Below are 12,866 nucleotides of genomic sequence, written 5' to 3'. Positions count from 1 at the left end.
CTTCAGGCAAGGAAGGACTTGATCGTCTCGATCGCGAGGCGGTCCCAGAGCAGCGGCGCGTGCCCCTCGTCGGGGATGATCAGCGTCCTCAGGTTGCCGTGCCGGCGCCGCATCGCCTCCACCGTCGCCGCCGACAGGAGGTCGGAGTGCGCGCCGCGGATGACGAGCAACGGCTTGTCGCGCAACATTGCAAACGCACGCCAGAAGTCAGGCGCCGGATCGGCGGGTGTGTAGCCGCGCACGTTGTCGGCGAGCGCTGGATCGTAGTCGAGCGTGACACCGCCGTCCTCGGTCGGCGAGGCGAGCTGTTCCGCGAACCGGAGCCACTTCGCCCGCGCCATCCGCGGGAATTGCGAGCGTTGCACCTTGTACAGGTGGTCGGCGAGGGCCTCGTAGGAAGCGTGGCGCATGTGCGTCCCGACCCCGGCGGCGATGCGTGCGAGCCCTGAACGGTCGATGGTGGGCCCGATGTCGTTGAGCACCGCACGCTCGATGCGCTCACCCTCGTGCATGGCGAGGAGCATGGTGAGGAGCCCGCCGCGCGAGGTGCCCACGAACTGCGCCGTGCGCACGCCCCAGGCGTCCAGCGCGCGGATAAGATCGTCGAGCTCCTGCGGCGCGGTGTAGGTCGAGCCGGGTGCACGCCCCGAGCGCCCGCGGCCGCGGGACTCCACCACGATCACACGCCGAGCCGCACCCCCGTCGGTGTGGGAGAGGGACCGTGCGAGCGCGGTGAAGTCGCGCGCGTTGCGCGTCAGCCCCGGTAGGCAGACGACGGGAAGCCCGCCGGCGTCCTTGCCGTAGACGTCGGCGTGGATCGTGATCCCGTCCGGGGTGATGGCGGTGAGCGAGGCGGTCAGCCTGCCCTCCCCCGCGACAGGTCCGCGTGGATGGCGAAGCGACCGGTGCCGAGCGCCTCGCGGTAGACCTGCACGGTCTCGATCACCCGCTGGACGTAGTTGCGCGTCTCCGGGAACGGGATGTCCTCCACCCACATGACGGGGTCGACCTTCGGGTCACGCGGGTCGCCGAAGCGTGCGATCCACTCGGAGGCGCGGGCCGCGCCGGCGTTGTACGCGGCGAGCGTCAGGACGTAGGAGCCGTCGAACGCGTCGAGCCGCTTGGCAAGGTAGGCGGCGCCGAGCGTGGCGTTGTGCGCCGGATCGGACGTCAGCTTCGCGGCCGAGTGCGCCATGCGGAGCTCCCGCGCCACCGCGGCAGCGGTGCCCGGCATCAGCTGCATCAGCCCTCGCGCGCCAGCCGGACTCACCGCCGCGGCGTTGAACTCGGATTCCTGCCGCGCGACGGCGTAGACGAGCGCGAGGTCGACCCCGTCGGGGAGCCGCACGCCGTCCGGGATCGCGCCGATCGGATGCGCGAGCCGGCCGACGTCGAGCCCGGTGCGTTGTGCCGCCTTGGCGACGCTCAGCGCAGGCCGCATGCCGCCGGCGCGTTCCGCGAGCGTTGCGACGAGGACGGCCTGCCCCGGCGTGGGGACGGTTCGGGCGAGGTGGTCGAGGAGGGGCGCGGCCCGGTGGCCGTGCCCCGCGGCGACGAGCCGGGCTGCCGCCGTCGCGACCTTGGAGAGGGCGAGCGCAAGGCGGTCCTTGGCGGTCGCCGCCGGGGGGCGGCCGACGCCGGTCCCGGAGAGGCCGAGGGCCACCCGCGACAGCTGCCCGTAGTACGTGGTCCCGTGACGGCTCGCCTCGCGATGGTGAGCCTGCGCTGCCGCCTCGTCGCCCCGCAGGGACGCCGCGCGACCGCGCCAGTAGGCGGCACGCGAGAGCGACAGCGGCGTCGTGGAGATCGCCGCGAGCTCGGCGAGGTGCACCTCGGCGCGCCCACCGTCGGCGAGGTAGCGGAGCGCGAACCAGCCGGCGTGGAACGCCTCATCCGCACGAGCCCCAACGCTCGTTGCAAGGCCCCGTGCCACGAGCGCGTAGGCCGCCCGCCCCTCGCCGCGCTCGGCCATCATCCGGGCGACGATCCGCGCCTCGGTCCACCAGGCGTCGCCGTCGACCTGCGTGCCCCTCGGGGCGCCGTCGAACAGCCGCGTCGCGCGGTCGACCTCGTTCGCCCGCCGCGCTGCCTCGATCTCGGCCAGCAGGTACCCGGAACGCCGGCGCAGGCCGCGGGGTACGTCCGCCAGACGCTGCGACGCGTCCGCTGATCCCGTCGCGACGGCGACGCGGGCGTCGACGTAAACGCGCGCTTCGGCACCGAGCTCGCGGCGCAGGGCGCGCACCTCCTCGAACCGGTCCTGGGCCACCAGCATGTCGACCCTTGCAAGGTGATCGCCCTCGGAGAGCCTGGTGCCGAAGTCCTCGAGGTAGCCGGCCTGCAGCACCGTCCCCAGGGGGTCGCCGAGCCAGACCGCGCGCACCCGCTCGGTCGCCTCCGCGCCACGACCCGTCAGCATGAGCGCGTTGGCGACGAGGCGGGTGCCGACCGCCGTCACCGGGCGCTGCTGGAGGGCGGCGAGCAGGACGTCCGGCGCGGGCGCCTCGCGGGCGATCGCCTCCTCGAGGCGCTGCTGCAACAGCTCGGCGCCCGGCCAGCCCTCGCTCCGCGCTGCGATGTCCGCGAGCATCGCGGACGTGAGGTGCCGCGTGCCTGCCCGCACCAAAAAGGTGTCGACGATGAGCCGATCGAGGGGGTCGGCGAGCCCGTTGCGCCTGGCGAGGGCCTCGCGGTAGCGGTCGGCGCGTAGGGCGTCGAGGGCGTCCTTAAGGGACCCGTCCCGTCGTCCGTGCGGCTCGAAGGGGTCGGCGGCCGTGATCGGCTCGGAGGAGAACGCGCTCGCGGCGGCGAACAAGGCGGCCATCGGGTCGTCGGCTGCCGCCACAGGGGCTGGTGAGGCCGCGAAGGCGGAGACCGCGGGCGTGGCGTTGCTGGGGTTCCGCCGCGGATGGGGGCGTGGCAGGGGCTCGGCGACGCGTTCGACCCCCGTTGCCACCTGTGCGCCGGGGCGTCCCTTGGGCAAAGGTCCGGCCAGCGCTGCCGTGGCCGCCATCCCGCCCACCAACGCCAACGCCAGCCACGTGCACAACCGCATTGCGTCCCCCGAACCCACTGTGCATGACAGCCGGTAGCTCGATCGGATTACCACTTCGGCAACGTTTCGCGCCAAACTGCGACCGAGCCCCGGACGGGAGCTGCCTCGGCCGTCGCATCCGAAGCATGAAGGGAGGGCGCGCGATGTTCAAGGGATCGATGACGGCGCTCGTGACGCCCTTCCGGGACGGTGCGGTCGACGAGCGTGCCTTCACCGAGCTCGTGGAGTGGCAGGTCGCGTCCGGCACCGAGGGGCTCGTCCCCGTGGGCACCACCGGCGAATCGCCGACCCTCACCCACGAGGAGCATCGCCGCGTGGTCGAGCTGTGCGTCGCCGCCGCCGCGGGGCGCGTGCCTGTCCTCGCCGGCGCAGGCTCGAACGCGACGCGTGAGGCGATCGCGCTGGCGCAGCACGCCGAGGCCGCCGGCGCCACCGGCGTTCTGGTGGTGACGCCGTACTACAACAAGCCGAGCCAGGCGGGCCTCAAGGCGCACTACGCGGCCGTCGCCGGGGCGACGTCGTTGCCGATCGTCATCTACAACATCCCTCCCCGCTCCGTGGTCGACATGACCGTGGAGACCATGGCCGAGCTCGCCGCCGAGCACGTCAACATCGTGGGCCTGAAGGACGCGACGTCGAACCTCGCACGGGTCAGCCGGCAGCGAGCCGTCTGCGGGCCGCAGTTCGCGCAGCTCTCGGGGGAGGACGCGACGGCGCTCGCGTTCAACGCGCACGGCGGCGTCGGCTGCATCTCCGTCACCGCGAACGTCGCCCCGCGGCTCACCGCCGACTTCCAGGCAGCCTGTGCCGCCGGCGACTACGCCAAGGCGCTGGAGCTGCAGGACACGCTCATGCCGCTGCACGACGCGCTGTTCGCCGAGCCGAGCCCGGCGGGCGCGAAGTACGCGCTTGCCAAGCTCGGCAAGCTGAACAACGAGCTGCGCCCTCCCCTCGTGCCAGCGAGCCCGAGGGCGGAGGCGCTCATCGACCATGCCATGGCGCACGCTGGCCTCACGTAACGCGACGGGGTACCGGCGCGCCGCCCCGTTCCCATGTGTGCGACCACCCCTTCGACCCGAGAGCACTGATGGCCAAGCCCAACCCCGACCCCTCCTCGCGGCCCGTCGCGGAGAACCGCCGTGCGCGGTTCAACTACGAGATCCTCGACACCATGGAGGCCGGCATCCAGCTCCAGGGGACGGAGGTGAAGTCGCTGCGCGAGGGGAGGAGCAACATCGCCGACGCCTACGCCGGTGAGTCGGGCGGCGAGCTATGGCTCTACAACGCCTACATCCCGGAGTACCAGCAGGCGAGCCGGTTCAACCACGAGACCAAGCGGCCGCGGAAGCTCCTGCTGCACCGCCGCGAGATGAACAAGCTGATCGGCGCGGTGGCGCAGGAGGGGCTCACCATCGTCCCGCTGCGCATGTACTTCAACGGTCGCGGCCTCGCGAAGGTGCAGCTCGGGCTCGCGCGCGGCAAGAAGGTGCACGACAAGCGCGAGACGGCGAAGAAGCGCGACTGGCAGCGTGACAAGGCCCGGCTCCTGCGCGAGCGGGGGTGATGGCGTCCGAGGCGCCGCCGCTCGCGATCGTCACCGGCGCGTCGAGCGGCATCGGCGCCGCCATCGCCGCGCGCATCGCCCGTCCGGGGCTCACCGTCGCGCTGGTGGGCCGCTCCGCCGAGGGGCTCGCTGCGACGGCGGCGGCGGTCGAGCGGGCTGGCGCCGTGGCTCACACCGCACGCCTTGACCTCACCACCGACGCCTTCGAGGCCTTCGTAGGGCGCGTCGCCGAACGCCGCACGCTGACCGCGTTCTACGCGAACGCCGGGGTCTCGGCCGGCCCCACCAGCGCGGACGTCCTGGAGAGCGTTGAGGACACCGAACGGCTGGTCCGCACCAACCTGTCGGCGACGATCCTGTCGGTCCGTGCGGTGGTGGGTGCGATGCGCGCGCAGTCGAGGGCGTCTCGGCCGACGCGCCGGATCGGCGTCGTCGCGTCCATCGCGGCGCTCTTGCCGGTACCGGACCTTGCCGTCTACTCGGCGACGAAGGCGGCGCTCGTGGCGTACGCCCATGCGCTGCGCCCGCGCCTCAAGGCGGACGGGATCGCGCTGACGGTGACGTGCCCGGGGTTCGTGGCGACGCCGATGTCGGCCCGCCACCTCGGCGCGAAGCCCTTCACGCTGAGCGCCGCCGCCGCCGCTGCCAAGATCGTGCACGCGGTGGAGGCAGGCCGCCGCACGGCCGTCTTCCCCCTGCCCTGGCGACTCCTCGCGATGGCCGCTGCGGTCGCCCCCGGCGCGCTGATCGACGCCCTCGTCCCGAACTTCGCCGCGACGATCGAGCCCGATCCACGGCGCTTGCCGCCGGCCTAGAGCATCCTGGGTCGTCTCGGACCAGATCAGATGCTCTAGCTCGCTGATCGAGAAAGGCTTCTTGGGGTTGGGTGGAACTACCCAACCCTGAACCGCTCTAGCTGGCTGCCGAAGACGTCGGCGGAGAGCGTCGCCGGATGGTGGTTCCCTCGTCGGGGGCGAGCGGGCGTGATCGGCAGCGCGTGGGTCGCGGGACGGGTCGGAGGGATGGTCTTGTCCGTGCCGCTCGCGGGGCGGGGGCCGCAGGACCGCCCTCCGCGCGGGATCCGCGCGCCTTGCGATGCGGCGCCGGACAAGCTCGATCCGCGGGTCGCGGCGCTCCCATCGCGGATGGGCCGCCCGTCGATCCCACCGGAGAGGTGGCTCCGGGCGACGCGGCTCAGGCGCTCTACTCGGTGCGCTCGCAGCGCCAGTCCATGGAGGCGGTCGACTTCGACCTCCTGTTCCCCCGGTTCGCCGGGCTCGGGCTTGGGCTCCGGCTCGACAACGCCATCCGGCATCCGACCACGTTCCCCGCGATCGGGTGCGGCCGATGGAGGGCGACGTGGCACGTGAGTTCCGTGCCGCGCTCGTCGCGCTGCCGGAGGCGAAGGCGCTCATGTCGGCCGAGCACTCTTCCCGTCGACGGTACGCCGATCGAGGCGTGGCCCCCTATGAAGAGATTCAGGCGGAAGGGACGACGCCACGCCGCCTCCGGGCGGCAGCGGGCGCAGCGCCGGCGCGGGCTTGCGCGGCGGGACGCGCTCCGACGCGACCCATGCGTCCGCCACCGAGCCCGACGCCCGGCTCCACCGCAAGGGCGACGACGGCAAGGGCGGGCTCGCCTTCGCGGGCCATGTCCCCATAAAGAACCGGCTCGGCCCCTGGCGGCGGGCGCGCCGGCGGCCCGCACGACGGGCCCGGAGGAGCGGAGGCGACGCTCGCGCTCCTCGACCGCCATCACCATCAGCGGCGCCGCACCACCCTCGGCGCGGACCACGCGTGCGACGTGGCGGCGTTCGTCGGCACGCTTACACGAGTCAAGGTGACGCCGCCCATCGCGATCAACGGCGCGGTCGGCAAGCGGGGCCGAACCCGCCGCACCGTCCTCGTCGGCAGGACGCTGCGCCACGCGGGCGATGCGGCGAGCCGGCGCCGTCGCAAACGGTTCGGGAGGTGTTCGCCGGATCGAGGCGCAGGCCGGCTTCGCCAGGGCCGAGGTGGCAGCCTCGCCGAGGTCGACACCGCCTTCACGACGATCGCAGCCGCCGACGCCCTCCGACGCCTCGCCGGACCGGTGGTGACGGCGCCTTGATCCAATGCACGACACGACACGGCACGACACGGCACGACACGGCACGACACGGCACGACACGGCACGACACGGCACGGCGAGGCACGGCACGGCACGGCGAGGCACGGCACGGCACGGCGAGGCACGACCGGACCGGGCCGTCGGGCAACCGCTCCGCTCGCATCACCCGCACTGCTGCGCTGCTCGCGATCCGCAGCGCGCCCACGAACGGCACGTGTCCAGCAGCCTGCTCGCGCGAGCGTCCTAGAGCGGTTCGCGCTCGATCCGGGTCATAGCCTGCGGCTTTGAAGTAGGCGCGTGCCTGTGCTGGCGTGACGAGGTCGAGGACCTCGCCGATGCGGTCCCACAGGTCGTCGATGGGTTCGCTCGGCGGCCTTGCGCAGGAGAGCCTTGATCCTAGCGAACGCCATCTCGATCGGGTTGAAGTCGGGGCTGTAGGGCGGGAGGAACATCGGATTGGCGCCGGCGCTCTCGATCAGATCGCGAACGCGTCTGCTCTTGTGGCTGCCGAGGTTGTCCATGACGACGATGTCGCCCGGCGACAAGCGCGGCGCGAGAACCTGTTCCACATGGGCCTCGAACCCGACACCGTTGATCGCGCCCGGCCCAGGACCATTGGCGCGACGATCCCGGCCAGCGAGGGCCCGGCGACCAGCGTGGTCGTCTTCCAGGGGCCGAACGGCAGCGCCATGCGCAACCGCTCGCCCCGGGCGCAGCGGCCGTGGGTGCGGGCCATCATCGTGTTCGCCCAGGTCGCGTCGATGAAGATCACCTGCTCCGGGTCGAGCTCGTCCTGACCGTCGAACCAGGCGCGTCGGCGGGCACGGACATCCGCACGCGCCTGCTCGGCCGCGTGGCCGGTCCTTGTTTACGCGTGATCCCGTGTCGCCTGAAGAAGCGCGGCAGGGCCGGAGATGGAGACCGTGCCCCCGGTCTCGCCGAGCCGGGCCTTCAGCGCCACCAGAGTGTTGTCGCCGGTCTCCTCCAGGATCGCCAGGATGCGCGGCGCGTGGGCTTCGGTGACATGGGACCAGCGGTCGCCCGCCTGGCGCGGCACGAGCCGGTCCGTCGCCACTCCTCGTACCATCGGATCGCGGCGGACGGGGCGACGTCGAACCGTGCCGCAGCCTGGCGACGGGACATTGCGTCGTCGATGGCGCGCACGACGCGAAGGCGAAGATCATCAACGAGCAGCTTGGGCATCACGGCTGACCCTCCACCGCCAGCCATGACGGTGGATCAGACTTCCCCAGATTCGGAATCCCAACCCGATACACAACGAGCGCGAACTACTCTAGGTCGCAGAAGGTCAGGCGTCGAACCACCCATCAGACCTTGAAGGCGGTTCGACCGTCATGGCGTCGAGAACGATCCAGCCGGGCGAGCCATGCACCGGGCCTCATCGTGGCGGAGTCGAACGTGCTCCCTTGATCCCTCGGCCGATCCCTTTGCGCGGCCATCCGCAAGCAACTCCGCCGATCACTTTCGGTGCGCTGCATTTGAGCGGCTGGCTACGGTCGGCTCGACGTCCGACCGTGACACGTCGGGTTCCCCGTCCGCGATTCTTTATGCGGGCGGGTCCGCCAGCGTCGCGAGCGTTGCGCGGTCGGCGAGGCCACTTGGTCCGACGAGCAGCGCGACCGGGGCGCCGCCGATCGTCCCCATGGGGAGGCGTTGCACCACGAACGGGTCGCCGCGCGCCGTCATGCGCACGGCCGTCCCGTCGGCGAGCTCCATCCCCTCGCGCAGGATCCGCAGCGACGCGGCGTAGGCCACGTCCCGAGCGGCGCGCGCTCCGATCCCGGGCCGCGGGGCGACGACTACCTCGTAGCCGACGAAGGGCAAGAGCCCGCGGGTAAGCGCGGCCGCCGCGCCCGCGGCCCGTGGGTCCGTCGCGGCGCGGGTGGAGAACGCCACCAGAGGGTCGATGGGCACTTCGCCGACGACGAGGGTGCGCAGGATGCCGTGTGACGCCCGGGCAGGCACGACCACGCCGGAGCCCTCTACGTGCACCGCCAACGCTCGGCTGGTCGGTAGGCTACAGATGATCGTCGACACGACGAGGCCGACCTCCGCTGCTGCCAGGCGACCCGCAAGGTCGTTGTCGAAGGGAACGGCGCGCAGAACCATGCGGGTGATGTGACGGTGGAGTGCGGAGCCGGCGTCCCACGGTCCCCGGAACGGCGTGTTGACGTCCAGTGATGAGAGGCGCCCGGCGTGCTGCACCACCTCCATCCGCGCGAGCGAGGTGATTATGGTGGCCTGCCTTCCGTCCTCCTCGACCGTTGCGCCCCGGAACGGGCGAGCCGTTCGGCGAACACCGATACGATGGCGCTCATCGGAAACATGTCCGGCGCGGCCTGGAGCACGTCGAACACGAACGCCTCGGGATCCGCCACAACACCCTCCACCGGACCGGACCTTCGCGGCTCGACGCGGTACAACTTAAAGGTGGTTGGCTTGCGTGGACCCTACCTGCCGTGGGGCGCGTCCGCGTCGGCCCGTCAGGTTGGCCGCTCACCGCTCAAGGGGCGCTATGAGGCGGCAGCGGTGCGGCGCTCGCAGGCTGCGTCCCGCCTCCCAATCCGATCCCATCGAGGATCCCGACGCTGCTGACCTCGATCCGCTCGAACTTCTTGCCCGCCCGTGCCACTGTGCGCCGTGCCATGACCAACACCCCCCACGGCGAGACCGCCGCCCCGTCGGGGCGCCTCGCCGAGAACATCGCCGTGTTCGCTCGCGTCCTGCGTGACGCGGGGTTGCCCGTCGGCCCGGCCCACGCGGTCGACGCCGTGCGCGCGGTGGAGGCGGCGGGCATCGCCTCACGCACCGACGTGCGCGCCGCGCTCCAGGCCGTGTTCGTGCGCCGGCACGATGAGATCGCCGTGTTCGATGCCGCGTTCGATGCCTTCTTCCGTGGCCGCAACCTCCTCGACAAGATGATGGAGCTGCTGTCGCCGGTAGTCGATCAGCGACGCCCGCCTGAGGCGCCCCGCGCTGGGGCAGCGAGGGTCTCCGCTGCCCTGTCGCCGCCGCGCCGGCCGGAGGCGACGCCGCCCACCGAGGTCGAGCTCGACGCGCGCCTTACCGCCTCGGACCGTGAAACGCTGCGCACCAAGGACTTCGCGCAGATGTCGGCGGCCGAGCTGGAGGCGGCGCGGCGCGCCATCGCCCGCCTCGCCTTCGACGTCGACAGGGTGGCAACGCGCCGCCGCGTCGCCGCCCCACGCGGCCGCTTCGACCCCCGGCGCTCCATGCGCAGCGCCATGCGCACGGGGGGCGAGCTCATCGCGCCGCGCCTCACCGCGCCTGCCATCAAGGCGCCCCCCGTGGTCGCGCTGTGCGACATCTCCGGCTCGATGGCAGACTACTCGCGCGTGATGCTGCACTTCCTTCATGCGCTCGGCGAGCGACGGCGCGTCGCGACGTTCCTGTTCGGCACGCGCCTCACCAACGTCACGCGCGCTCTCACGCGACGCGACCCGGACGAGGCGCTGGCCATGGCCTCGAGCCAGGTCGCCGACTGGTCCGGGGGCACGCGCATCGGCGAGGCGCTGAGGACGTTCAACAAGGACTGGTCGCGGCGCGTCCTGTCGGGCGGCCCCATCGTGCTCCTCGTCACCGACGGGCTCGAGCGCGACGGCGACGTGCGCACGCTTGCGCTCGAGGCGGACCGCCTGCACCGGTCCTGTCGCCGGCTGCTGTTCCTCAACCCGCTGCTTCGGTTTAAGGGGTTCGAGGCGCGCGCGCTTGGCGTGCGCACGCTGCTGCCCCACGTGGACGCCATGCGGCCGATCCACTCGGTCGAGAGCGTCGCTGACCTCGCCGCCGCGCTCGGCGGTTGACGCGGAGGAACCCATGCGCGGTGTCGTCCCAGCCCTCTTCGCCTGCATCCTCTTGGCTTCGCCCGCGCCGGCGCAGACGACGGCGAGCGGTGGGGCGAGTGCTGACGCGCCGTTCGACCCCGTCGCCGCGACGCGCAACCTCCTCGCCGACCGTCGGGTCCCTGGCCTGCGCTCGCTGCAGATCGGCAACGTTGATGAGGCCGGCGCAACCCTGCTCCTGGTCGACGTGACGGCCGAGTTCGTGCTGGAGCCCCCGTCGATCAGCGGTGCCGCCGAGGGCAGCGTGATCGTCGCGATGACTGCGCCGATGGTCCTCGTCGACGGCCTGTCGCTGGACGGGGAGCGCTACCTTGCCGAGGCGATCCGCGTCCCCTCCGCGCAGCTCCTCTTGACCGTCGCTGGGGCGGACGAGGGCGTCGCGCTGCCGCTCGGCAGGCTGGCAGTCGAGGCGCCGTCCTGGCCGGCCGCCCCGAAGACCGGTGAGGGCAACGCGCCGATGCTCGCGGCCGTCGAGCCGGCGATGCGCTGGCTGAGCGCGATGGCGGCGGACGCGGTGACCGTGGACTGGCCGGACGGGCTCGCGACGGACGCCGCGAGCCTTGCCGAGGGGGCTCCCAACGACCTGCCGCGGGCGATCGCCGAGGGCATCGCGGACGGCGCCGTCGAGCAGCTCACCGTGCTGGTGCCGACCGCCGCGACGCGGCCCGCCCCGCTCGTGGCGAAAGGCATCGACCTTGGCGCGCTCGCGGACGCGGTGTTCGCCACCTCGGGTCCGGCGACGCCCATCCTGGAGGAGGCGCGCCTCACGGACCTCGCCTACGACGTCGGCGGCGAGCGGACCGAGGTCGAGGAGGTCGTCGTGCGCGGGCTCAGCATGGCGCCCGCGGCGCCCTCCCTCGCGACGCGCATCGACGCCATGCTGTCGATCGCCGCGGCCGGGCGGACGCCGGACGCTGCGGTGGTCCTCTCCGCCGTCGCGCCGCTCTGGGACGGCTTCGCGCTGGACGAGTTTGCCGTTCGCGGGGTGACCGGCAGCGGCACCACCGAGGACGGCGGGCCCGTGCGCTCCGCCCTGGGCTCGGCGGCGATCAACAACCTGACGATGACGGGTCCGATCTCGGCGAGCGTCGAGGGGTTCGAGACCAGCGTCGGCCCGTTGACGCTGTCCCTCGGCAGCGCCGGGCTCGATGGCCTGTCGTTGCCGACGGCGGAGGCGCTCGCCGAGGCCGTGGAGCGAGTGGCGCGCTTCGAGGCGGCGGAAGACGAGGCACCGCCGCGCTCGCCGGCGGAGATGCAGGCGCGCCTGGCCGACATGCTGGCACCCCTGTCCGCGCTTCCCAAGCTGACGCGCGTGTCGCTGCGCGACGGCGCCATACGTGAGGGCGAGTTCGGGCTTACCCTGTCGCGCTACGACCTGGTGATGGACGGGCACGTCGGCCGGCTGCCGGCGCAGGTCGCGCAGGAGAGCGCCTACGAGGTCCGCCTGAAGGCCGGCCCGAACGAGGGGATACAGCAGCTTCTCGCGGTGCTCGGCACCGACACGCTGCGCGTTCACGACCGCACCACGTTCCGCTGGTTCCCCGACGGGCGCGTGCGCCTGCGCAGCGCGACGCGGGTTCCGGGTCTCGGCGCCTACGAGTTCACGCTCGCGTTCGCCGGCGTGCCGCGCCGCGTCCTCGAGGAGCCCCAGCGGGTCCTCGAGGCGCTCGCGCTCGCAACGTTGGAGCGCGCCTCGCTGACGGCGTCGGACGAGGGCGGGCTCGCCATGGCGATGACCGCGTTCGAGGAGGCGCGCGGCCTGCCGTGGGCGTCGGGGCGCGACACCGCCCTCGACCTCCTGCGCACAGAGGTGGTCGACCGCGGCTTCCTCCCGCCCGAGGCGCTCGCCGCCGCAGCGGCGTTCCTCGACACCGGCGGCAGGATCACCTTGCGCGCCGCGCCGCCCCGGCCGGTGCCGCTGTTCCAGCTCGGCAGCCTCGCCCTCGCGCCGACGGCGCTGCCTCGCCTCCTCAACGTGGAGCTCGTCCACCAAGACTAGCGATGATCGCGGGTCGAGCTGGGACCGCCATCCGAAGTCGTCGACAGCTTGGCACGGTCTTGACGCTGCCGCATCGTGCCGAACAATACTTGACGTCCTGCCACACGACTGCCAACTTTTTCCGCCGACTGAACCGCTGCTGGCAGACGACGCAGGTCTTCTGAGGCAACTGCGACTCCTTCGTCGTTCGACCCTTCCCGCTGATGCTTGGTTCGTCCGGGCACCTGTGCCAGAACGGCGCCGACACCCGTCCCC

The 12,866-nt window shown here is 72.5% G+C and carries 10 protein-coding genes and 1 pseudogene; 6 read left to right on the top strand and 5 right to left on the bottom strand.

Annotated elements, in window-relative coordinates:
- Positions 1 to 2: 2 nt before the first annotated feature.
- Both ACOOE8_RS17105 and ACOOE8_RS17100 read right to left on the bottom strand, forming a co-directional pair.
- Positions 3 to 758, bottom strand: a complete 756-nt coding sequence (locus ACOOE8_RS17105) for an alpha/beta fold hydrolase (RefSeq protein WP_420394736.1) — start codon at positions 756 to 758, stop codon at positions 3 to 5.
- Positions 759 to 856: 98 nt separating this feature from the next.
- Complete coding sequence (locus ACOOE8_RS17100) at positions 857 to 2,824, bottom strand: transglycosylase SLT domain-containing protein (protein ID WP_420392611.1); 1,968 nt, start codon at positions 2,822 to 2,824, stop codon at positions 857 to 859.
- 374 nt (positions 2,825 to 3,198) lie between these two features.
- On the opposite strand from ACOOE8_RS17100, the gene dapA reads away from it, so the two are divergent.
- From dapA to ACOOE8_RS17080, 4 genes are all read left to right on the top strand, one after another.
- Positions 3,199 to 4,074, top strand: a complete 876-nt coding sequence (gene dapA / locus ACOOE8_RS17095) for a 4-hydroxy-tetrahydrodipicolinate synthase (protein ID WP_420392610.1) — start codon at positions 3,199 to 3,201, stop codon at positions 4,072 to 4,074.
- A gap of 68 nt (positions 4,075 to 4,142) precedes the next feature.
- Positions 4,143 to 4,619: an SsrA-binding protein SmpB gene (gene smpB / locus ACOOE8_RS17090; protein WP_420392609.1), complete on the top strand. Its 477-nt coding sequence runs from the start codon at positions 4,143 to 4,145 to the stop codon at positions 4,617 to 4,619.
- Positions 4,619 to 5,434, top strand: coding sequence for an SDR family NAD(P)-dependent oxidoreductase (locus tag ACOOE8_RS17085; RefSeq protein WP_420392608.1), 816 nt, complete (start codon positions 4,619 to 4,621; stop codon positions 5,432 to 5,434). Before smpB ends, ACOOE8_RS17085 begins: the two co-directional genes overlap by 1 nt.
- Before the next feature lie 1,024 nt (positions 5,435 to 6,458).
- Entirely contained in the window at positions 6,459 to 6,728 is a 270-nt protein-coding gene (locus ACOOE8_RS17080; RefSeq protein WP_420394751.1) for a hypothetical protein, read from the top strand.
- A gap of 262 nt (positions 6,729 to 6,990) precedes the next feature.
- On the opposite strand, the pseudogene ACOOE8_RS17075 reads toward ACOOE8_RS17080, so the two are convergent.
- Together ACOOE8_RS17075 and ACOOE8_RS17070 are read right to left on the bottom strand one after the other, a co-directional pair.
- Positions 6,991 to 7,931, bottom strand: a pseudogene (locus ACOOE8_RS17075) (IS630 family transposase); the annotation flags it as partial.
- Positions 7,932 to 8,294: 363 nt separating this feature from the next.
- Positions 8,295 to 8,954, bottom strand: coding sequence for a hypothetical protein (locus tag ACOOE8_RS17070; protein WP_420392607.1), 660 nt, complete (start codon positions 8,952 to 8,954; stop codon positions 8,295 to 8,297).
- 440 nt (positions 8,955 to 9,394) lie between these two features.
- On the opposite strand from ACOOE8_RS17070, the gene ACOOE8_RS17065 reads away from it, so the two are divergent.
- Both ACOOE8_RS17065 and ACOOE8_RS17060 read left to right on the top strand, forming a co-directional pair.
- On the top strand, positions 9,395 to 10,573 hold the full coding sequence (locus ACOOE8_RS17065) for a vWA domain-containing protein (RefSeq protein WP_420392606.1): 1,179 nt from the start codon (positions 9,395 to 9,397) through the stop codon (positions 10,571 to 10,573).
- A 13-nt stretch (positions 10,574 to 10,586) separates the two neighbouring features.
- Positions 10,587 to 12,611: a hypothetical protein gene (locus ACOOE8_RS17060; RefSeq protein WP_420392605.1), complete on the top strand. Its 2,025-nt coding sequence runs from the start codon at positions 10,587 to 10,589 to the stop codon at positions 12,609 to 12,611.
- Here ACOOE8_RS17060 and ACOOE8_RS17055 read toward each other — a convergent pair.
- Entirely contained in the window at positions 12,583 to 12,858 is a 276-nt protein-coding gene (locus tag ACOOE8_RS17055; protein WP_420392604.1) for a DUF2256 domain-containing protein, read from the bottom strand. The two genes, ACOOE8_RS17060 and ACOOE8_RS17055, sit on opposite strands and share 29 nt — an antisense overlap.
- Positions 12,859 to 12,866 lie beyond the last annotated feature (8 nt).

Source organism: Acuticoccus sp. (assembly GCF_965213555.1).
In the GTDB taxonomy this organism is placed as follows: domain Bacteria; phylum Pseudomonadota; class Alphaproteobacteria; order Rhizobiales; family Amorphaceae; genus Acuticoccus.
This window is presented reverse-complemented; position numbering and strand designations above follow the sequence as displayed.

Bases quoted from the DNA above. Each gene is read 5' to 3' on its own strand.
- ACOOE8_RS17100 (WP_420392611.1), bottom strand. From the start codon at position 2,824: ATGGCCGCCTTGTTCGCCGCCGCGAGCGCGTTCTCCTCCGAGCCGATC.
- dapA (WP_420392610.1), top strand. From the start codon at position 3,199: ATGTTCAAGGGATCGATGACGGCGCTCGTGACGCCCTTCCGGGACGGT.
- smpB (WP_420392609.1), top strand. From the start codon at position 4,143: ATGGCCAAGCCCAACCCCGACCCCTCCTCGCGGCCCGTCGCGGAGAAC.
- ACOOE8_RS17085 (WP_420392608.1), top strand. From the start codon at position 4,619: ATGGCGTCCGAGGCGCCGCCGCTCGCGATCGTCACCGGCGCGTCGAGC.
- ACOOE8_RS17065 (WP_420392606.1), top strand. From the start codon at position 9,395: ATGACCAACACCCCCCACGGCGAGACCGCCGCCCCGTCGGGGCGCCTC.
- ACOOE8_RS17060 (WP_420392605.1), top strand. From the start codon at position 10,587: ATGCGCGGTGTCGTCCCAGCCCTCTTCGCCTGCATCCTCTTGGCTTCG.